General features: G+C 71.7%; 18 protein-coding genes. 14 read left to right on the top strand and 4 right to left on the bottom strand.

Going from position 1 to position 20632, the window contains the following annotated elements:
* Nucleotides 1-198 precede the first annotated feature (198 nt).
* The 4 genes from lpdA (at nucleotide 199) to aceE (ending at nucleotide 7028) form a co-directional block, all read left to right on the top strand.
* Entirely contained in the window at nucleotides 199-1587 is a 1389-nt protein-coding gene (lpdA, locus tag ACH4S9_RS05905) for a dihydrolipoyl dehydrogenase (protein WP_311729981.1), read from the top strand.
* A 50-nt stretch (nucleotides 1588-1637) separates the two neighbouring features.
* Nucleotides 1638-3431 (top strand): 2-oxoglutarate dehydrogenase, E2 component, dihydrolipoamide succinyltransferase, encoded by a 1794-nt coding sequence (sucB, locus tag ACH4S9_RS05900; protein WP_398370065.1) that lies wholly within the window; start codon nucleotides 1638-1640, stop codon nucleotides 3429-3431.
* Nucleotides 3432-3555: 124 nt separating this feature from the next.
* The gene (locus ACH4S9_RS05895) at nucleotides 3556-4179 is read left to right on the top strand and encodes a GntR family transcriptional regulator (RefSeq protein WP_089506224.1); all 624 of its coding nucleotides are present in this window, start codon (nucleotides 3556-3558) and stop codon (nucleotides 4177-4179) included.
* 173 nt (nucleotides 4180-4352) lie between these two features.
* Nucleotides 4353-7028, top strand: coding sequence for a pyruvate dehydrogenase (acetyl-transferring), homodimeric type (gene aceE, locus ACH4S9_RS05890; protein ID WP_394816879.1), 2676 nt, complete (start codon nucleotides 4353-4355; stop codon nucleotides 7026-7028).
* A 65-nt stretch (nucleotides 7029-7093) separates the two neighbouring features.
* Here aceE and ACH4S9_RS05885 read toward each other — a convergent pair whose 3' ends face one another.
* The gene (locus ACH4S9_RS05885) at nucleotides 7094-8281 is read right to left on the bottom strand and encodes a methyltransferase domain-containing protein (protein WP_398370063.1); all 1188 of its coding nucleotides are present in this window, start codon (nucleotides 8279-8281) and stop codon (nucleotides 7094-7096) included.
* A gap of 141 nt (nucleotides 8282-8422) precedes the next feature.
* On the opposite strand from ACH4S9_RS05885, the gene ACH4S9_RS05880 reads away from it, so the two are divergent.
* The 3 genes from ACH4S9_RS05880 (at nucleotide 8423) to ACH4S9_RS05870 (ending at nucleotide 11157) form a co-directional block, all read left to right on the top strand.
* Entirely contained in the window at nucleotides 8423-9157 is a 735-nt protein-coding gene (locus tag ACH4S9_RS05880; RefSeq protein WP_398370061.1) for an alpha/beta fold hydrolase, read from the top strand.
* A 377-nt stretch (nucleotides 9158-9534) separates the two neighbouring features.
* Complete coding sequence (locus tag ACH4S9_RS05875; protein WP_398370059.1) at nucleotides 9535-10032, top strand: hypothetical protein; 498 nt, start codon at nucleotides 9535-9537, stop codon at nucleotides 10030-10032.
* 120 nt (nucleotides 10033-10152) lie between these two features.
* The gene (locus tag ACH4S9_RS05870; protein ID WP_385347882.1) at nucleotides 10153-11157 is read left to right on the top strand and encodes a helix-turn-helix transcriptional regulator; all 1005 of its coding nucleotides are present in this window, start codon (nucleotides 10153-10155) and stop codon (nucleotides 11155-11157) included.
* On the opposite strand, the gene ACH4S9_RS05865 is transcribed toward ACH4S9_RS05870, so the two are convergent.
* Nucleotides 11148-12068, bottom strand: a complete 921-nt coding sequence (locus tag ACH4S9_RS05865; protein ID WP_385347880.1) for an SDR family oxidoreductase — start codon at nucleotides 12066-12068, stop codon at nucleotides 11148-11150. The genes ACH4S9_RS05870 and ACH4S9_RS05865 overlap by 10 nt on opposite strands.
* Before the next feature lie 146 nt (nucleotides 12069-12214).
* Between ACH4S9_RS05865 and ACH4S9_RS05860 the strand changes: the two genes are divergently transcribed.
* Nucleotides 12215-12733: a DUF4240 domain-containing protein gene (locus tag ACH4S9_RS05860; RefSeq protein WP_385347939.1), complete on the top strand. Its 519-nt coding sequence runs from the start codon at nucleotides 12215-12217 to the stop codon at nucleotides 12731-12733.
* A gap of 18 nt (nucleotides 12734-12751) precedes the next feature.
* Here ACH4S9_RS05860 and ACH4S9_RS05855 read toward each other — a convergent pair whose 3' ends face one another.
* Complete coding sequence (locus ACH4S9_RS05855; protein ID WP_385347877.1) at nucleotides 12752-13237, bottom strand: GNAT family N-acetyltransferase; 486 nt, start codon at nucleotides 13235-13237, stop codon at nucleotides 12752-12754.
* An 87-nt stretch (nucleotides 13238-13324) separates the two neighbouring features.
* On the opposite strand from ACH4S9_RS05855, the gene ACH4S9_RS05850 reads away from it, so the two are divergent.
* Both ACH4S9_RS05850 and ACH4S9_RS05845 read left to right on the top strand, forming a co-directional pair.
* Nucleotides 13325-14233, top strand: a complete 909-nt coding sequence (locus tag ACH4S9_RS05850) for a TIGR01777 family oxidoreductase (RefSeq protein WP_311729991.1) — start codon at nucleotides 13325-13327, stop codon at nucleotides 14231-14233.
* Nucleotides 14234-14421: 188 nt separating this feature from the next.
* Nucleotides 14422-15798, top strand: coding sequence for an NAD(P)/FAD-dependent oxidoreductase (locus ACH4S9_RS05845; protein ID WP_361190964.1), 1377 nt, complete (start codon nucleotides 14422-14424; stop codon nucleotides 15796-15798).
* Between the two features lie 82 nt (nucleotides 15799-15880).
* Here ACH4S9_RS05845 and ACH4S9_RS05840 read toward each other — a convergent pair whose 3' ends face one another.
* A complete protein-coding gene (locus ACH4S9_RS05840) occupies nucleotides 15881-17362 on the bottom strand; it encodes a regulator (RefSeq protein ID WP_311729993.1) in 1482 nt (493 codons plus the stop codon).
* A 226-nt stretch (nucleotides 17363-17588) separates the two neighbouring features.
* Here ACH4S9_RS05840 and lipB point away from each other — a divergent pair, with 226 nt between their 5' ends.
* The 4 genes from lipB (at nucleotide 17589) to ACH4S9_RS05820 (ending at nucleotide 20537) form a co-directional block, all read left to right on the top strand.
* Entirely contained in the window at nucleotides 17589-18371 is a 783-nt protein-coding gene (gene lipB / locus ACH4S9_RS05835) for a lipoyl(octanoyl) transferase LipB (protein ID WP_311729994.1), read from the top strand.
* Nucleotides 18372-18472: 101 nt separating this feature from the next.
* A complete protein-coding gene (lipA, locus tag ACH4S9_RS05830) occupies nucleotides 18473-19423 on the top strand; it encodes a lipoyl synthase (protein ID WP_311729995.1) in 951 nt (316 codons plus the stop codon).
* 222 nt (nucleotides 19424-19645) lie between these two features.
* Nucleotides 19646-19846, top strand: a complete 201-nt coding sequence (locus ACH4S9_RS05825) for a hypothetical protein (protein ID WP_311729996.1) — start codon at nucleotides 19646-19648, stop codon at nucleotides 19844-19846.
* 10 nt (nucleotides 19847-19856) lie between these two features.
* Nucleotides 19857-20537: a DUF4191 domain-containing protein gene (locus tag ACH4S9_RS05820; RefSeq protein WP_311729997.1), complete on the top strand. Its 681-nt coding sequence runs from the start codon at nucleotides 19857-19859 to the stop codon at nucleotides 20535-20537.
* Nucleotides 20538-20632: the final 95 nt, after the last annotated feature.

The raw sequence follows: 20632 nt of genomic DNA, 5'->3' as shown, positions 1-20632 counted from the left end.
CGAGTAACCCCTGAACAGGGGTTTGGAGATATGTCACACAGCGGCCCCGCGTCCCGCCTGTCGTCAACAAGTGCGAAGATGTTGTCTCGGCAGGACAGGGCCCCCGACACCAGGGCCGAAAGCAAGATGCGGCCGAACCACAGCCGCCGCCCGGCCACCGACGGCCGGCCCCGGCGCACCATGCATGGAGGACGTGACGTGGCGAACGACGCCAGCACCGTTTTCGACCTAGTGATCCTCGGAGGCGGTAGCGGCGGTTACGCCGCTGCCCTGCGCGCGGCGCAGCTGGGTCTGGACGTCGCCCTGATCGAGAAGGACAAGGTGGGCGGCACCTGCCTGCACCGTGGCTGCATCCCCACCAAGGCCCTGCTGCACGCCGGTGAGATCGCCGACCAGGCCCGCGAGGGCGCCGAGTTCGGCGTGAAGACGACCTTCGAGGGCATCGACATCGAAGGCGTGCACCAGTACAAGGACGGCGTGGTCTCGGGCCTGTACAAGGGCCTCCAGGGCCTGATCGCCTCCCGCAAGGTCACCTATGTGACCGGTGAGGGCCGGCTGTCCTCGCCGACCTCGGTCGATGTCGACGGCCAGCGCTACACCGGCCGCCACATCCTGCTGGCCACGGGCTCCGTGCCGAAGTCCCTGCCGGGCCTGGAGGTGGACGGCGAGCGCGTCATCACCTCCGACCACGCGCTGGTCCTGGACCGGGTGCCGAAGTCCGCGATCGTGCTGGGCGGCGGCGTCATCGGCGTCGAGTTCGCCTCCGCGTGGAAGTCCTTCGGAACCGACGTCACCATCGTCGAGGCGCTTCCCCACCTCGTCCCGGTCGAGGACGAGAACAGCTCCAAGCTGCTGGAGCGCGCCTTCCGCAAGCGCGGCATCAAGTTCTCCCTCGGCGCGCGCTTCTCGGGCGTCGAGCACACCGCCGACGGTGTGAAGGTCTCGCTGGAGAACGGCAAGACCTTCGAGGCGGAGCTGCTGCTCGTCGCCGTCGGCCGCGGCCCGGTCTCGCAGGGCCTGGGCTACGAGGAGGCCGGGGTCGCGATGGACCGCGGCTATGTCCTCGTCGACGAGTACATGCAGACCAACGTTCCCACCATCTCGGCCGTCGGCGACCTGGTGCCCACGCTCCAGCTCGCGCACGTCGGTTTCGCCGAGGGCATCCTGGTGGCCGAGCGGCTGGCCGGTCTGAAGACCGTGCCGATCGACTACGACGGTGTGCCGCGGGTCACCTACTGCCACCCCGAGGTCGCCTCGGTCGGCATCTCCGAGGCCAAGGCCAAGGAGCTGTACGGCGCGGACAAGGTCGTGGCCCTCAAGTACAGCCTCGCGGGCAACGGCAAGAGCAAGATCCTGAAGACCTCGGGCGAGATCAAGCTCGTCCAGGTGCGGGACGGTGCCGTCGTCGGCGTCCACATGGTCGGTGACCGCCTGGGCGAGCAGGTCGGCGAGGCTCAGCTGATCTACAACTGGGAGGCGCTGCCGGCCGAGGTCGCGCAGCTCATCCACGCCCACCCGACTCAGAACGAGGCGCTCGGCGAGGCCCACCTGGCACTGGCCGGGAAGCCGCTGCACGCCCACGACTAGTAGTCCCGAGCGCGAACAATCCGTACAGATCGTTAGGAGCAACCGAAACCATGGCGGTTTCCGTAACCCTGCCGGCGCTCGGCGAGAGCGTGACCGAGGGCACCGTCACCCGATGGCTGAAGGCCGAGGGTGAGCGGGTCGAGGCCGACGAGCCCCTGCTCGAGGTCTCCACCGACAAGGTCGACACCGAGATCCCGGCCCCCGCGGCCGGTGTGCTCACCTCCATCAAGGTGGCCGAGGACGAGACGGTCGAGGTCGGCGCCGAGCTGGCCGTCATCGACGACGGTGGCGCGGCCCCGGCGGCCGCCCCCGCCCCCGCGGCCGAGCCCGCCCCCGTGGCCGAGCCCGCCCCCGTGGCGCAGCCCGAGCCCGCCCCGGCCCCCGTCGCCGAGGCCCCGGCCCCGGCGCCCGCTCCGGCCGCCGCCCCCGCGGGCGCTGCCGAGGGCACCGACGTCGTGCTGCCCGCCCTGGGCGAGTCGGTGACCGAGGGCACGGTCACCCGCTGGCTGAAGGAGGTCGGCGACTCGGTCGAGGCCGATGAGCCGCTGCTCGAGGTCTCCACCGACAAGGTCGACACCGAGATTCCGGCACCGGCCTCGGGCACCCTGCTCGAGATCCTGGTGGCCGAGGACGAGACCGCCGAGGTCGGCGCCAAGCTGGCCGTGATCGGCGTCGCCGGCGCCGCTCCGGCGGCCGCGCCCGCCCCGGCGGCTCCCGCCCCGGCCCCCGCCGCTCCGGCTCCGGCTCCGGCGCCTGCCCCGGCTCCGGTCGCCCCGGCCCCGGCTCCGGTGGCCGCCGCTCCGGCGCCCGCCCCGGCTCCGGTGGCGCCCGCTCCGGTCGCCCCGGCCCCGGTCGCGCCCGCCCCGGTCGCCCCGGCTCCGGTCACCCCGGCTCCGGCTGCCGCCGAGGGCGAGGGCGCGTACGTGACCCCGCTGGTGCGCAAGCTCGCCGCGGAGAACGGCGTGGACCTGGCCACCGTCAAGGGCACCGGCGTCGGCGGCCGCATCCGCAAGCAGGACGTCATCGCCGCCGCGGAGGCCGCCAAGGCCGCCGCCGCCGCGCAGGCCCAGGCCGCCGTCCCGGCCGCGGCGCCGAAGGCCGCCGCCGCGGCCCCGTCGCCGCTGCGTGGCCAGACCGTCAAGATGCCGCGGATGCGCAAGGTCATCGGCGACAACATGATGAAGGCCCTGCACGGCCAGGCGCAGCTGACCAGCGTGGTCGAGGTGGACATCACCAAGCTCATGCGGCTGCGGGGCCAGGCGAAGGAGTCGTTCGCGCAGCGTGAGGGCGTCAAGCTCTCGCCGATGCCGTTCTTCGTCAAGGCCGCCGTCCAGGCGCTGAAGAGCCACCCGGTGATCAACGCCCGGATCAACGAGGACGAGGGCACCATCACCTACTTCGACGTCGAGAACGTCGGTATCGCGGTGGACGCCGAGAAGGGCCTGATGACCCCGGTCATCAAGAACGCGGGTGACCTCAGCCTCGCCGGTATCGCCAAGAAGACGGCGGAGCTGGCGGGCAAGGTGCGGGCCAGCAAGATCTCTCCGGACGAGGTGTCCGGCGCGACCTTCACCATCAGCAACACCGGCTCACGCGGCGCGCTGTTCGACACGATCATCGTGCCGCCGAACCAGGTCGCCATCCTGGGCATCGGCGCGACCGTCCGCCGCCCGGTGGTCATCAACCACCCGGACCTCGGCGAGACGATCGCGGTGCGCGACATGACCTATGTGGCGCTCTCCTACGACCACCGCCTGGTGGACGGCGCCGACGCGGCCCGCTACCTGACCGCGGTCAAGGAGATCCTGGAGGCCGGCGAGTTCGAGGTCGAGCTCGGCCTCTGAGCCCTCGAGCCGGCACCCGCCGGTACGGCTGACAACGGCGCCCCCGCCCGGAGAGATCCGGGCGGGGGCGCCGTCGTCTGCCCGGCCGCCGTATTGTCATGTCAGTACCGTCCGGAGGAGTGTCATGGTCCATCCCGTCGTCCACTCGCTGCGCGAGCAGATCCGCGAGCACATCGTGGAGGGCATCGTCAGCGGGCGCTGGAAGCCGGGCGAGCGGATCGTGGAGCGCCGGATCGCCACCGAACTGGAGGTCAGCCAGACGCCCGTCCGCGAGGCGCTGCGCGAGCTGGAGACCCTGCGGCTGATCGAGTCGGCGCCCAACAAGGGCGTACGCGTCCGCAATCTGACCGCCGCCGACCTGGAGGAGATCTACCCGGTGCGGGCCGGTCTCGAGCAGATCGCCGCGGAGCTCGCCGCGCCCCGGCTGGCCGAGGACACCTCGGCGCTGGAGCCCGAGGTGGCGGCGCTGTACGAGGCGGACCGAAGATCCGACGGGGAGGCCCAGGTGCGGCACACCGTGGCCTTCCACCGCGAGCTGGTGCGGGCCTCGGGCAACAGTGTGCTGCTGCACACCTGGGAATCGCTGGGCATCGAGATCTGGACCACGCTGTCCATCCGCTGGCTCGGCACCCGCCAGGAGTCGTACGCGGAGGAGCACCAGGCCGTCGTGGACGCGTTCCGGCGACGGGACCCGCGGGTGGCGGAGCTGGTCAAGGAACACGTCCTGGGCTGCGCGCCACGCGCCTGACACCCCTCTGGCACTGCACGCCGTGCCTTCTTTCGCGGCACGGAATGCCAATTTCGCCTTTCGGAGAAGTTTTTGGCCTCAAGTACTTTGATCGATCATCGATCAGAATTTACAGTCGAGACATGACCGACCTCGTCAACGGAGGGATGGCCGCAGCCACCCGGAAGCAGCCCATCCAGCAGCCCGTCCCGAAGCAGTCCAGCGAGCTCGACCAGCTCCCGGACCGCGACCCCGAGGAGACCGCCGAGTGGGGCGCGTCCCTGGATGCCGTCACCCGGGCCGCGGGCCCACACCGCGCCTCGTACCTGATGCGCCGCACGCTGGAGCGCGCCGAGACCGCCGGTCTTGGGCTGCCCCCGCTGCTCGAGACGGACTACGTCAACACCATCCCCACCGCCGCGGAGCCTTCCTTCCCGGGCGACGAGGACATGGAGCGGCGGATCACCGCCTGGAACCGGTGGAACGCCGCCGCGATGGTCACCCGCGGCAGCCGTGACGGCCTCGGCGGCCACATCGCCACCTTCGCCTCCGCCGCCTGGCTCTACGAGACTGGCTTCCAGCACTTCTTCCGCGGCAAGGAGACGGACGGCTCCGGCGACCAGCTCTACATCCAGGGCCACGCCTCCCCCGGCATCTACGCCCGTGCCTTCCTCGACGGCCGGCTGACCGAGGCTCACCTGGACAACTTCCGCCGCGAGGCGGGCGGCTCGGGCCTGCCCTCCTACCCGCACCCGCGGCGGCTGCCCTGGCTGTGGGAGTTCCCCACCGTCTCCATGGGCCTCGGCCCGATCTCCGCGATCTACCAGGCGCGCTTCAACCGCTATCTCGCGAACCGCGGCATCAAGGACACCGCCGGCTCCCACGTATGGGCCTTCCTCGGCGACGGCGAGATGGACGAGCCCGAGTCGACCGCGGCGCTCGCCCTGGCCGGCCGCGAGGGTCTGGACAACCTCACCTTCGTCATCAACTGCAACCTCCAGCGGCTCGACGGCCCGGTGCGCGCCAACTTCAAGATCGTGCAGGAGCTGGAGGCGCAGTTCCGCGCCGCCGGCTGGAATGTCGTCAAGGCCCTGTGGGGCTCCGCCTGGGACGAGCTGCTCGCCCTCGACACCTCGGGCGCGCTGCTGCGCCGGCTGCGCGAGGTCCCCGACGCCCAGTTCCAGACGTACGCGACGCGCGACGCCGCGTACATCCGCGACCACTTCTTCGGCGCCGACCCCGAGCTCGCCCGGCTCGGCCAGGGCCTCACCGACACCAAGCTCGCCGAGTGCTTCCACACCTCCCGGGCCGGCCACGAGCCCCGCAAGGTGTACGCGGCGTACCGCGCGGCCATGGAGCACAAGGGCGCCCCGACCGTCGTCCTGGCCCAGACCGTCAAGGGCTACACGCTCGGCCCCGGCTTCGAGTCGCGCAACGCGAACCACCAGATGAAGAAGTTGAGCGGCAAGGAGTTCCGCGCTATGCGCGACCTCCTGGAGCTGCCCATCCCGGACAGCGCGCTGGACGACAAGCTGGTCCCGTACGTCCACCCCGGCGCCGACTCCCCCGAGGTGCGCTACCTCCAGGAGCGCCGCGCCGCCCTCGGCGGCCCCGCCCCGGCCCGCAAGGTCCACCCGGTCGCCCTGCCCGAGCCGTCGGCCAAGCCCTTCGAGACCCTGGCCAAGGGCTCCGGCAGCCAGGAGATCGCCACCACCATGGCGTTCGTCCGCCTGGTCAAGGACCTGATGCGGGACAAGGAGACCGGCCGCCGCTGGGTGCCGATCGTCCCCGACGAGGCGCGCACCTTCGGCATGGAGTCGCTCTTCCCGACCGCCGGGATCTACTCCCCGCTCGGCCAGACCTACGACCCGGTCGACCGCGACCAGCTGCTCTACTACAAGGAAGCGGCCAACGGCCAGATCCTCAACGAGGGCATCACCGAAGCCGGTTCGATGGCCGACTTCACCGCCGCCGCGACATCGTACGCGACGCACGGCGAGCCGATGATCCCCTTCTACATCTTCTACTCGATGTTCGGCTGGCAGCGCACCGCCGACCAGATGTGGGCGCTGGCCGACCAGCTCGGCCGCGGTTTCCTGGTCGGCGCCACGGCGGGCCGCACCACGATGACCGGCGAGGGCCTCCAGCACGCCGACGGCCACTCCCACCTGATCGCCTCCACCAACCCGGCGGCGGTCGCGTACGACCCGGCCTTCGCGTACGAGGTCGGCGCGATCGTGCGGGACGGTCTGCGCAGGATGTTCGGCCCGGACGCCGAGGACGTCTTCTACTACCTGACCGTCTACAACGAGACCAAGGTCCAGCCGCCCATGCCCGCCGGCGAGGGCGTCGAGGAGGGCATCCTCAAGGGCCTCTACCGCTACAAGTCGGCCGAGCTGACGGACGAGGGCGCCCCGCGCATCCAGCTCCTCGCCTCCGGCACCGCCATCCACTGGGCCCTGGAGGCCCAGAAGCTCCTCGCCGACGACTGGGGCGTGGCCGCCGACGTGTGGTCCGCCACCTCCTGGAGCGAGCTGCGCCGCGACGCCCTGTCCTGTGACGCGGCGCAGCTCAACGGTGAAGACCGGGTCCCGTACGTCACCCGTGCCCTGGCAGGCGCACCGGGCCCGGTCCTCGCCGTAAGCGACTGGATGCGCGCCGTCCCCGACCAGATCAGCCAGTGGGTCGAGCAGGACTGGTACTCGCTCGGCACGGACGGCTTCGGCCTCTCCGACACCCGCGAGGCCGCCCGCCGCCACTTCGGGGTGGACGTCCCGGCGATCGTGGTCACCGCCCTGAGCCGGCTCGCCCGCCGCGGCGAGGTCAAGCCCACGGCGGCGAAGGAAGCGGCCGAGCGCTACGGCATCTGACCGCCCCGCGGACTGCGGAAGCCCCGCCCATGCGCCATGCTGGCGTATGAGCGGGGCCGGTCGTTTCACAGGGGCCAGGAGTTCGCGGAATCGTCCAGCCAAGCGTGTGTCTCTTCGGCCGTGACCGTGAGACCGAACCGGGAGTGATCCGGTTCGCCATGGCTGACCCACCAGCGGTAGGCGCTCTCCACCTCACCCCACAATCGGCGCGGGCCGGACTGGTAGACCTTGGCCTCTCTGCGGTCATCACGGAAAACGACGACGGCCCAGGACCTGTCCGAGAGCCCGTAGAACCACACAGCGCGCCGACCATCCCGCTTGCGGTCGGGGTTGTGCGCAACGTCAGGCACACGCAGGCCCAAGGCGAAACCGACCGCGTCGAAACTCCCGGTGCCACAGAACTGCGCCTCAGTGAGCGTCGTGGTGGACGTCTCCGCGGCGTCCAGTGCCCCCGGCGGGACGTACTCGTCGTGCCGGGGCCACACGAACCGTTGAGAGCGCAGACGCATGAACGCCACGGGCCGGGTGAACGGCCCCGACGCGTTCTGTCCGTGCGGGGCGACCACGAGTCGGGCGGTCGCTTCGCCAGGACCGTAGTACGTCCCCCAGGGAACGAGGAGCACCCCGCCTGGTTTGGACTGCTCCACCCACGCGAACGGGATCTTACGTAACCCGCATGTGGCGATGACGCGATCGTACGGAGCGCGTGCGGGGTACCCGAGGAGCCCGTCCCCGTGCACCACCTGCATCGGTAGCCCGAAGCGATCCAAGGACTTCTTGGCATCCGAGGCAACAGCACCGTCCACTTCCACGGTGACGACGTTCTCAGCGCCCAGACGATGCGCCAGCAAGGCCGCGTTCCACCCTGTGCCCGTACCGATCTCCAGCACCCGGTGTCCCGGCTTCACATCCAGGTCGGCCAGCATGGAGAACACCAGGCTCGGCATGGACGACGAGGAGCTGAAGGAATTACCCGGCCCGGGACCCTCGTGCGCGCCGTCGTCCCATTGCGTGACGATGGGGTCGTCGGAGTCGGCGTATTGCTGCCACGCTTTCGGATCCTGCTCTTTGTTGACCGTGGAGTATCGGCCGGTGGCCATGTCATGCGGCCATATCAGGGCAGGCAGGAAGCGGGAGCGTGGCACGGCCTCAAAAGCCGGGACCCACTCGGCCGACATGGCACCCGTGTTGAGGAGGAGGCGGCCCAGCTCCTGACGAGTGGGCCGCCCCGCCTGCTCAGCCGAGCTTGTCACTTCTTGTGCGTCCCATCGCCGGGAGGCGTCGAACCGTCCGGGTGAGGCTCGTCGGTGGGCGTCCACGGCTGTCCGGGGTGCCCGTCGCCTCCGTCGTCGTCCTTTCCGTGCCCGCCGCCTTGTGCGAATAAATCATGACCGATGATTCTCATCGTTCCCGACGGTCTCAATGTTCCAAGAACGAAGCGGAGAGTGCGAGGTATATGCATGTTTGTCTTGATTCCCGGGGCCGGGGGTGCGGCCTGGTACTGGCATCGTGTGGTGCCCGAGTCGCACGCCAGGGGGCACGAGGCGGTCGCTGTTGAACTGCCCGGCGCCGACGAATCCGCAGGGCTGCCCGAGTACACCGACGCGGTGGTCGCTGCGATCGGCGACCATGACGACGTTGTGTTGGTGGCCCAGTCGATGGGCGGCTTCACCGCCCCGATGGTCTGCGCTCGCGTGCAAGTAGATCTGTTGGTGCTGGTCAACGCGATGATCCCGCTGCCGGGCGAGACGCCCGGACAGTGGTGGGACAACACCGGATCGCCGGCGGCCCGCGTCGCAGCAGCCGAAGCAGGCGGGTACAGCCCGGAGTTCGACCTGTCCACCTATTTCCTGCACGACGTGCCGGCCGAGGTCGCCGCCGCCGGCGCGGCGCATGACCGGCCTGAGGCCGACGCCGCGTTCAGCCAGCCTTGCGGCATCGAACGGTGGCCGGATGTGACCACTCGCGTGCTTGCCGCAGCCGAGGACCGGTTCTTCCCCTCGGAGTTCCAGCGCCGAGTGGCCCGCGACCGTCTCGGGATCAACGCCGACGACGTCCCCGGCGGTCACCTGGTCGCGCTGTCGCGCCCGGTCGACCTGGTCGACCGACTGATCGGGTATCTGCGCTGACGAGCGGCGGGCCGGACGCTGACGCCTGCCCTCGCCGCTGCCCTGGCTCGCGCCTTCGGCGTGACCATGGACGAGGTACTTGGCCGTGTCCCTGTCACTCAGGAGGATCAAGCGCGTCTCTCCTCTCTCAGGGCCGCCATCAGGGACTACGACCTGCCGGACAGACGGCCTGTCGAGGAGCCGCGCATGGGTGCGGCTCTGGAGGCCGCTGGAAGGTACCGGGACGCCGTAGACGTGGTTGGGCTCAAGAAATTGCTCCCGAGTCTCCTGCGGGACGCTACGGCTCACGCGCACGCGGCCAACACCGCAGAAGCGTGGATGACGCTCGCAGAGGTCTACAGCTCCGTGTCGCGGTATCCGTCCTGAACCTCCGAGGGATGACCCTTGCTGGTCGGCTGACAGATAAGCGGGAAGCGAAGCGGGAAGCGAAGCGGGAAGCGAAGCGGGAAGCGAAGCGGGAAGCTCAGCGCCATATCGATTCCGCCCATAACGCCAACATCGGCATTGGCCGTGACCTGGACGTGCATGGTCTGACCGTGGGACCTCAGAACACGTCCACGCACGAACTCGCCACCTGTGTGGATCTTGGCAGGCCCCGGGAGGCGCTGAGGCTGGCCGATGACCTGCCTGCCGCCCTGGCGGGTCTGCCTCCGACACGGGTAGCCCCGACGCACATCAACTACGCCAGGGCTCAGCTCGACCTCGGGAACCGTGACGGGGCGCTGGAAAACCTGAGCATCGCCTGGGACGCGGCACCACAGATGGCCCGTATCCATCCGATGGGTCGGGAAGTGTTCCGGGTGGTGTCGTCCCTGCACCGGAGGAGCAACGCGAAGTTGTTGAAGCTCTCGAAGTTGGCGGGGATTGAGCTCTGACTCCACCGCCTCGCTCGCGGAACGACGAGGGCCACAACTCCGGAGGAGTCGGTCCTGAGCACCGGGAAAGGGCGGGGAGGAACCCCGGCCCCGGGCCGCGCGCAAGGGCATGATGGACGCATGCGCGCCGCTCGGCTGATCCGTCTCTTGTTGCTGTTGCAGTCCCGGCCCTCCATGACGGGGGCCGACCTGGCGCGGGAGCTGGAGGTCTCGGAGCGTACGGTCACGCGCGATGTGGCCGCGCTCTCCGAGGCCGGGGTCCCGGTCTACGCGGACCGCGGCCGCACCGGCGGCTACCGCCTGGTCGGCGGCTACCGCACCCGGCTGACCGGCCTCGGCCGCACCGAGGCCGAGGCGCTGTTCCTGTCCGGGGTGCCGTCCGCGCTGCGCGGCATGGGGCTCGCGGACGCCGCCTCCGCCGCCCGCCTGAAGGTCTCCGCCTCGCTCCTCCCCGAGCTGCGCGACGCCTCGCACACCGCGGCCCAGCGCTTCCACCTCGACGCCCCCGGCTGGTGGCACGAGCCCGAGACGCCCGAGCTGCTGCCCGCGGTCGCCGACGCCGTGTGGGACGACCGCCGGGTCACGGCCCGCTACCACCGCCGGGACATCGAGGTGGAGCGGGAGCTGGAGCCGTACGGCCTGGTGCTGAAGGCGGGCGTCTGGTACCTGGCGGCACGGGTCGAGGGCGAGGGCGACTTCCGCGTCTACCGGGTGGACCGCTTCACCGCCGTCGGGCCGGCGGGCCCCGCCGACCGCCAGGACCGCCACGACCGCTTCGAGCGGCTGGCGGACTTCGACCTGCCCGCGTTCTGGGAGGAGCGCGCCGCGCAGTTCGCCCGCTCGCTCCTGCGCGAGAAGGTCGTGCTGCGGCTGACCGGGGAGGGCGCGCGCCGGCTGCCGCAGGTGACGGACCGGACGGCGGGCCAGGAGGCGGTCGCGGCGGCCGGGGCGGCCGGGGACCCCGACGGGCAGGGGCGGATCACCGTCACCCTGCCCGTGGAGTCGCTGGACGTGGCGTACGAGCAGCTGCTGGCGCTCGGCCCGGAGGCGGAGGTGCTGGAGCCGCCGGAGCTACGCGAGCGCTTCGCCGCGGCGGCCGCCCGCGCCTCCGCGCTCTACCGGTAGTCCGCGGCCGTCCCCTCCTTCCCGCCGGAGACGACATCCCGGAAGTAGCCGAACGCATCCGGCCGCGAGCCGTCCACATCCGTGAAGCCGTACTCCTTGGCCAGCTGGCCGCTGGACACCGACTTCCCCGACCACCGCGCCCGCTCCGGGTCCGCCGCGAGCGCCGCGACCGCCCGCCCGACCAGGTGCGGCGACTCGGCGATGGCGAAGTGCGGCTCCCGCTCGACGGCGTCGTGCCAGTTCTCCTCGGTCACCCCGAAGTGGTCGAGCATCTGCTCGGAGCGCAGAAAGCCCGGGGTGATGGAGACCGCCGTGCCGCCGAACTCCTTCAGCTCCTGGGCGAGCCCGAAGGCCGTCCGGATGGGGGCGTTCTTGGCAAGGTCGTAGAAGAGGTTCTCGCGGTAGGTCCTGTTGAATTCGGCCGTGCCGTCGGTCACCTCGACCACCAGCCCGCCCGGCCGCCGGGTCAGCAGCGGCAGCGCGTAGTAGCTGGTGACAAGGTGGGTCTCGACGCCGAGCCGGAGCATCCGCAGCCCGTTCTCCAGCTCCAGCTCCCAGGACTTCTTGTCGAAGGTGACCAGGTGCTCGCCTCCCCACACATCGTTGACGAGCACATCCAGCCGCCCCTGCTCGTCCTCGATCCGCTCCACCAGCGCCCGCACCTGCTCGGGCACCAGATGGTCGACCGGTACCGCGATCCCCGTGCCTCCTGCGGCCGTGACCAGCTCCGCCGTCTCCTCGATGGTCTCCGTCGTCCGCCCGACCTCGCTGGCCTTCTCCCGCGTGGTGCGCCCCGTCGCGTAGACGGTGGCCCCCGCCGCCCCCAGCTCCACGGCCATCGCCCGGCCCGCGCCGCGTGTCGCCCCTGCGACGAGTGCGACCCTGCCCGCCAGTGCGCCCTTTGTGCTCACGTCTGTATGCCCCTTCTCGGACTGGTGTGGACACCTCCGACCTTCGCAGTGAATCCCGCCATCTTCTGTCGTCTTTTTCTGTCGCCTTGCATTCCGGGCCACTCCGGCGTGCACAAGCGCGCACAAGGGCCGATGCTGGTCCCGTGATGGACGAGACGGAGTTCTGGGAGCTGGTCGACAGCGCTCGGGATGCCGCCGAGGGCGACCCCGAGGACCAGTCCGACCTGCTCGTCGACCGGCTGTCCCAGCTGGACCCGGACGCCGTCCTGGACTTCGCCCGTCACTTCGAGGCCCGCTCCAACCGCGCCTACCGCTGGGACCTGTGGGCCGCGGCCCAACTTCTGCTGGGGAATGTCGGCGACGACGCCTTCGACGCCTTCCGCTACTGGCTGATCGGCCAGGGCCGGGAGGTGTTCGAGGGCGCGCTGCACGAGCCGGACAACCTCGCCGAGCTGCTGGAGAGCTTCGACGAGCGGGTGGACGGGGACTGCGAGGACCTGGGCTTCGCGGCGGACGAGGCGTACGAGCAGCTGACCGGCGCGGTGCTGCCGGACCTGGGTCTGCCCTCGCGGACGGCCGAACCCGAGGGCTCGGCCGTCGACTTGGAGGACGAGCGGACACTGGCGGAGCGGTTCCCCCGGCTGTGGGAACGCTTCCGCGCCTGACTCAGTGAGGCCAGGGGCTCAGAGAGAGCGCCCCATCAGCACGTCGTCCACGTACTCTCCGTCCAGCAGGAACTCCCCCGGCAGCACGCCCTCCACCGCGAAGCCCTCGGACTCGTACAGCCGCCGCGCCGGCGCGTTGTGCCCGAGCACCCGCAGCGTGATGCGGACCGCCCCCTGGCGCCTGGCCTCCTCGTACGCCGCGCCGAGCAGCGCCCGCGCCACGCCCCGGCCGCGCGCCCAGTCGTCCACCGCCAGGCCCTGGATCGCGCGTACATGCGCGTTGCAGGCGAGCGGGGTCGGCGCGACGAGGCGTATGAAGCCCGCCGTCCGCCCCTCGGCCTCGGCGATCAGCAGCTGCTCGGGCCGGTTCCGGTCGGTGAAGAAGGGGGCGTCCGGGCTCGGCGGCGGCTGTACGGAGTGCAGCGGGGACCAGGTGCGCCGGTCCAGATCGGCGAGTGTCGCGTCGTCGGCGAGGGCGGCGGGTCGAATGATCAGATCGGACATGCGGGTCACTGTGCCATGACGGTCCGTTCGCCAGGGCGTTGAGCGGCGCATCCGGCATCCGGTATGCGATGGCGGCAGGATGGCCCCATGCGTATCGCGATCACCGGTTCGTCCGGACTCATCGGCACGGCTCTCGTCCGCTCCCTGCGCGCGGACGGCCACGAGGTGGTGCGGCTGGTGCGGCGCCCGCCGCGGGCGGCGGACGAGGTCCGGTGGGAGCCGAAGCGGCAGTGGGTGGACACCGAGGGGCTCGCGGGCTGTGCGGCGGTGGTGCATCTCGCGGGCGCGGGCATCGGCGACCGCCGCTGGACCGACGCCTACAAGAAGGAGTTGCGGGACAGCCGGGTGCTCGGCACCGCCGCCATCGCCGAGGCCGTGGCCTCCCTCGACACCCCGCCGCGGGTGCTGGTGAGCGGCAGCGCGATCGGCATCTACGGCGACACCGGGGAGCGCGCGGTGGACGAGAGCGCGCCCCCTGGCGAGGGCTTCCTCGCGGGCCTGTGCCAGGAGTGGGAGGAGGCGGCCGGGGCGGCCCAGGACGCGGGCGTGCGAACCGTGTTCGCCCGCACCGGGCTGGTGGTGGCCGGGGAGGGCGGGGCCTGGGGGCGGCTCTTCCCGCTGTTCCGGCTCGGCCTCGGCGGCCGGATGGGCAGCGGCCGCCAGTACTGGAGCTTCATCGCCCTGGACGACCACATCGCCGCCCTGCGCCACATCCTGACCACCGAGGGGCTGGCGGGCCCGGTCAACCTCACCGCACCCGAGCCCGTCACCAACCGCGAGGTGACCGCCGCCATGGGCCGGGTGCTGGGCCGGCCGACGCTGCTGTCCGTCCCCGCGCCCGCGCTGCGGCTCGCGCTGGGCGAGCTCTCCAGCGATGTCCTCGGCAGTGTGCGGGCCGTGCCCCGGCGGCTGTTGGACTCGGGGTTCACCTTCGCCCACCCGGGGATCGAGGAGGCGCTGCGGGCGGCGCTGGCCGCGCGCGGGGGTCGCCGCTGATCGACCGCCGGGGGCCGATGTGCGACCGCTGTGCGCCCATGCTCGGTCGATGCGCGTCTGGCATCGACCGTTTTTGTCCGTACTGTCATGACGGGCCCAGGGAACCCGAGTTGTGGGACAGAGGCATCCGGGCTGCCGGTCGGGGGCACCAGGCCCCCTAGCGTACGCACCGACCTCGGGGAGGGCACGTGCTCACCAGCGCGCACCGCACGGACGTCGTCATCGTGGGAGCCGGACTGGCGGGGCTGGCCGCGGCCCACCAGCTGACCAGTGCGGGGGTCACGGTCAGCGTGCTGGAAGCCGCGCCCCGCGTGGGCGGCCGCATGACCACCGATCTGATCGACGGCTTCCGGCTGGACCGCACCGGACAGCTCATCAACACCTCCTTCCCGGAGCTGCGGCGCACCCCCGGGCTCGGCGAACTCGTGCTGCGCCCCTTCGCCCCGGGCGTGCTGGTGCGCTCCGACGGCCGCACCCACCGGGTCGGCGCCACCGGCGGCGGCGGCTGGGGCACCAACGGCCGGAGCGCAAACGGCCGGGCCACGGGCAGCCGGAGCACGAGGGGCGCACTGACCACGGCGCGCGCCCTCGCGAACGCCGCCCGTGCGCCTCTCGGCGGCGCGCTCGACCAGGCCCGGCTCGGCTCGGCCCTCGGCAGGCTCGCCGCCCTGCCCGCCGACCGCCTCCTCACCCGCCCCGACCGGCCCGTCGCCGAGACCCTGGCCGGGCGCGGGCTGCCCGCCCGTACCGTCGAGGGCTTTCTGCGCCCGCTGCTCGTCTCACTGCTCAGCGACCCCGGGCTGACCACCTCCAGCCGCTGCGCCGACCTGGTGCTGCGCGGCTACGCACGGGGTCGGCTGTGCCTCCCGGCGGGCGGCGCCTCGGCCGTCCCGGAGCTGCTGGCCGCGGCCCTGCCGCCGGGCACGGTCCACACCGGCGTACGCGCCGTGACGGCCTCCACCACCGCCGTGGCCACCGCCGAACACGGCGAGTTCGCCTGCCGCTCGGTGCTGGTCGCCACCGGCGCGCGCGCCGCCGCGGACCTCCTCCCCGGGCTGCGGCTCCCGGACTTCCACCCGGTCACCGTGTTGCACCACACCGCGGACCGGTCGCCGCTGCGCGAGCCCGCTCTGGTGCTCACCGCCGGGGACCGCGGCCCGGTCGCGCACACCGCCGTCGCCAGCGAGGTCGATCCCTCGCGCACCCCGCCCGGCCGGGTCCTGATCACCTCAACGGTCCTGGGCGCCGCCGCGGCCCTGCCCGCCGCCGAGCTCGACCGGGCCGCCCGGGCCCAACTGGCCGCGGTCTACGGCACCTCCACCGCCCGCTGGGAGCTGCTCGCCGCCCACCACGACCCCAGCGCGGTCCCCGCCATGCCCGCACCCCACGATCTGCGGCGCCCGGTCCGGCTGCTGTCCGGCCTGTATGTGTGCGGCGACCACCGCGACTCCAGCACGGTGCAGGGCGCCCTCGTCTCCGGACGCCGCGCCGCCCGCGCCATCCTGCACGACCTCGGCGCGCTCCCCGGCGCCGAGCCCTCGACCCCGGGCGCGGCGGCGGCCTGACCCGCCGGCCCGGAGGACCTGCGGGGCGGCGGGCCCAGCCCGCCGCCCCGCGCCCAACCAGTTACGTCACGCCCCGCCCCGGCTACCCCAGCGCCGCCACCCGGTCCCGGTACCCCCGCACCGCCGCCGCGTCCCGGTACGGCTCGAGCCGCCGCTCGAAGTCCCGTACGTAGTCCGTGGCGCGCGCCGACCGCATCTCGGCCGCCTGCTGTGCCGCCTCCGCGCCCAGCGCGCACGCCTGCTCCAGCTCGCCGAGGCCCAGCCGCGCCGTCGCCAGCACCACTCGGCAGAACAGCCTGCTGCGCGCGTACGCCTTGCCGCGCAGCTGGAGCGAGCGCTCGGCGTGCTGGGCGGCGGCACGGTACTGCTGGAGATCGCGGTGGCAGTGTCCGAACTCGTCGGCCAGCTGCGCCTCGTCGAAGAACCGCGCCCAGTAGGGCACCTCGTCCCCCGGCCGGGCCGTCTCCAGCGCCCGCTCGGCGCGCGCCAGCGAGGCGGTGCAGGCACGCACCTCGCCCATGACGGCGTGGCCCCGCGCCTCCACGGCGTGCAGCAGCGACTGGAGGGCGGGCGGGGCGCCGCCGCCCATGCCCTGCTGGGCCACCCGGGCCAGCTGGACTGCCTCCCGCCCATGGCCGAGATAGACGGCCTGGCGGCTCATCGTGACCAGCACATAGCTGCCGTACGGCCGGTCCCCCGCGGCCTGGGCGAGCCGCAGCGCCTGGACGAAGTACCGCTGGGCCAGGCCGTGGGCCGCGATGTCGTACGAGGTCCAGCCCGCGAGCCGGGTCAGATCGGCGATCGCGGCGAACAGCCGCCGCCCCGTCGCCTCCCCGTAGGTGCCACGCAGCATCGGCTCGCCCTCGTGCTCCAGATACCGCACCAGGGCCTGCCGGGCGTGCCCGCCGCCGTACGTCTGGTCCAGGGAGCGGAACAGCTCGCCCACCGACCGCAGCGCGGCGATGTCCCCGCCGGTGACCCGGTGGCCGGGACCGCGCTGGCAGCGGTCCGTCTGCCGCTGCCGGGGCAGCGGCGGCCGGGCGCCCGGCCCGGCGGTCCTGCCCACCACCCTGACCGGCACCGCGCCCGGGGGCGGTGTGGGCGGCTCGCCGCGCGCCACCTTGTCGTCGGGTCGCCCGATCAGCCAGTCGCGGCTGGGGACCACCAGCCCCGCCGGGGTGAAGGCGATCTTCCGTAGCTCCGCCTGGCTGCCGGAGTCCTTGCGCCACAGCCCGCTGACGATGTCCACCGCCTCCTGCGGGGTGGCGGCGAACTCCAGCCCGGCATAGACCGGCGCACAGGCGTCGAGGCCCAGGTCCTGGGCGCTGAGCCGGCGTCCGAGGCGCCGGGTGAAGACCTCGGCGATCAGCGCCGGAGTGGTGCCGCGCGGCTGCTGTCCGCGCAGCCAGCGGGTCACGGATGTCTTGTCGTACCGCAGGTCCAAACCGTGCTCGAGGCCGAGCTGGTCCACCCGCCGGGCGAGCCCGGCGTTCGAGAAGCCCGCCTCCGCGATGAGCGCGGCGAGCTGACGGTTGGGAATGCGCTGCGGGGGTCGTTCCGTCATCAGCCTGCCGGTCTCCCTGATCGCTTCGTGGAAACGGCCCGAAAGTAGCCGCCGCCGGGCCACTGATCGTCTCGCTCGCCCGGCATTCATCCGATCGTGTGAGGGTCGGGTGAGAGCGCCCGGCGCAACGATCCGGCTGCGGGGGCCGGATCCGCCGGACGTAGAGTGGCTGAGGCGCACCGGACGGGCGCCGGAGCGCTGTACGAGGTCCGAAGGGATTGCCGCCGTGAGTGAGCTGCGCTTTGTCCATCTGGGATTCGGGGCGGACGCCGTCGACTACCAGGAGGCGTGGCAGGAGCAGCGGCGGGTGCACGCCGCGCGGTTCGCCGACGAGGTGCCGGACACCTGTCTGCTGCTGGAGCACCCGCCGGTCTACACCGCGGGCCGGCGCACGGCCGACAACGAGCGCCCCCTGGACGGCACCCCGGTCGTGGACGTGGACCGCGGCGGCAAGATCACCTGGCATGGGCCGGGGCAGCTCGTCGGCTATCCGATCCTCAAGCTGCCGCGTCCGGTGGACGTCATCGCGCATGTACGACGTCTGGAGGATGCCCTGCTCCTCACCTGTGCGGAGTTCGGCCTGGAGGCCACCCGGGTCGAGGGCCGCAGCGGGGTGTGGGTGCTGGGGGACCCGCTGGAGGAGCGCCGCGCGCTGGGCGGGCTGAATCTGGACTTCGATCCGCGCGTCGCCGACGAGGAGTTCGACCCCCGGCTGAACGGCCCGGAGTACGCCCCGTCCAACGCCGGCCAGCGCCGCGAGGACCGCAAGCTCGCCCAGATCGGGGTGCGGATCGCCAAGGGCGTGACGATGCACGGCTTCTCGCTCAACTGCAATCCCGACACCACCTGGTTCGACCGGATCGTGCCGTGCGGCATCCGCGACGCGGGTGTGACCTCGCTCTCGGAGGAGCTGGGCCGCGAGATCAGCGTGGCGGAGGTGGTTCCGGTGATCGAGAAGCATCTGCTGGCCGTCCTGGAGTCCGCCGTGCCGCTGCCCCGCGCCGTCTGAGGACCCTCGGTCGCCCTGGGCGTAAGGGCGTACGAATGACGGGCGTACGCTGGGGTTCGCCAAAGATTCGATGCCTCTCCACCCACTAAGGAGTGCCGGACGTGTCCGCAGTCGCACCCGACGGACGCAAAATGCTGCGCCTTGAGGTCCGGAACAGCCAGACGCCCATCGAGCGCAAGCCGGAGTGGATCAAAACCCGCGCGAAGATGGGGCCCGAGTACACCGAGCTCCAGGGCCTGGTGAAGCGCGAGGGCCTGCACACCGTGTGCCAGGAAGCGGGCTGTCCGAACATCTACGAATGCTGGGAGGACCGCGAGGCGACCTTCCTGATCGGTGGCGAGCAGTGCACCCGGCGCTGTGACTTCTGCCTGATCGACACCGGCAAGCCGCAGCCCCTGGACCGCGACGAGCCGCGCCGCGTGGCGGAGTCCGTCCAGTCCATGGAGCTGAAGTACGCGACGATCACCGGGGTCGCCCGCGACGACCTCGAGGACGGCGGCGCCTGGCTGTACGCGGAGACGGTCCGCCAGATCCACGCCCTGATGCCGGACACCGGCGTCGAGCTGCTGATCCCGGACTTCAACGCGGTGCCCGAGCAGCTCGCCGAGGTCTTCTCGTCCCGCCCCGAGGTGCTCGCGCACAATGTCGAGACCGTTCCGCGGGTCTTCAAGCGCATCCGCCCCGGCTTCCGCTACGAGCGCTCGCTCGAAGTGATCACCAGGGCGCGCGAGGCGGGTCTGGTCACCAAGTCCAATCTGATCCTGGGCATGGGCGAGGAGCGGGCGGAAATCAGCCAGGCGCTCCAGGACCTGTACGACGCGGGCTGCGAGCTGATCACGATCACGCAGTATCTGCGGCCGTCCGTCCGGCACCACCCGGTGGACCGCTGGGTCAAGCCCCAGGAGTTCGTGGAGCTGAAGGAGGAGGCGGAGGAGATCGGCTACGCCGGTGTCATGTCCGGCCCGCTCGTCCGCTCCTCGTACCGCGCGGGCAGGCTCTATCAGCAGGCGGTCGAAAAGCGCGGTGCCGTGGTGGCCGCGCAGGCGGTATGACCACCGGATGTGACCAACACGCTATGTGAGTACGGGCACACCCACGCGCCGCGCCTTGAGGGACGCCGCAGGTCAGAGCAAGATCGTCGGCTTTTCAAGGCTTCATCGGTGTTTGACCGGCCGGTCACGCACTGGTAACACCTTTGGGTAACGATTAAGCCACACAACGTTCTGTGTGTGAGCTTCGATCACACGGTTATTCGCCGCTCCCGAGGGGGACCCATGTCGGCCGCGCCCGTACGTCCGCCGTCCGTCACCGACGCGCTGCTCGCTCTGGAGGGTCTGCTGCTGGGCGGCGGGCAGCGCACCGCCCGCCGTAACGCTTGGACCGCGGTGCTGGAGGACCGTCGCCGGGCGAAGGACCGGCACGAGGCCCAGCACGTCCTGGAGGCCGTGTCCACCGGGGCTTCCCAGGCCACGTAAACTTCGCTGTATGGCGAGGAAGGAAAACTCCGAGAACCCCGGGCGTCTGAAGCAGATCGCCCTGACCTACAAGATGACCAAGAAGGTCGACTCGAAGGTCGGTCTTGTCGTCGCCGCGGTGGGAATCGTCACGTTCGGTGTCTTCCTCGCGATCGGCTTCTGGATCAACCACCCGATCTTCCTGGGCATCCTGGGCTTCGTCCTGGCTTTCCTCGCGATGGCGATCGTTTTCGGCCGCCGGGCCGAGCGGGCGGCCTTCGGGCAGATGGAAGGACAGCCGGGCGCGGCGGCGGCGGTGCTCGAGAACGTGGGCCGCGGCTGGTCGGTGACGCCCGCGGTGGCGATGAACCGCAACCAGGACGTCATCCACCGGGCCGTCGGCAAGGCGGGCATCGTGCTGGTCGCCGAGGGCAACCCGAACCGGCTGAAGTCCATGCTGGCCGCGGAGAAGAAGCGGATGGCGCGCATCGTCGCGGACGTCCCGGTGCACGATGTGATCGTGGGCACCGGCGAGGACCAGGTGCCGATCAAGAAGCTGCGCACCAAGCTGCTGAAGCTGCCGCGGGTGCTGCCCGGCGCGCAGGTGACCGCGGTCAACGACCGGCTGCGGGCGCTGGGCGACCTGATGAGCAACATGCCGATCCCGAAGGGCCCGATGCCCAAGGGGATGCGGATGCCGAAGGGCCGCTGAGACCCCGCTCCACTCCGCACACGACCGCATACGACTGGGCGGCCCGGAACCGAGGTTCCGGGCCGCCCAGTCGTTTGAATCCTCTGATGAATCCA

The organism is Streptomyces sp. NPDC021225, assembly GCF_044332865.1.
Lineage (GTDB): Bacteria > Actinomycetota > Actinomycetes > Streptomycetales > Streptomycetaceae > Streptomyces.
The sequence above is the reverse complement of the archived record's forward strand: the minus strand, read 5'-3'. Positions and strand labels throughout refer to the sequence as shown.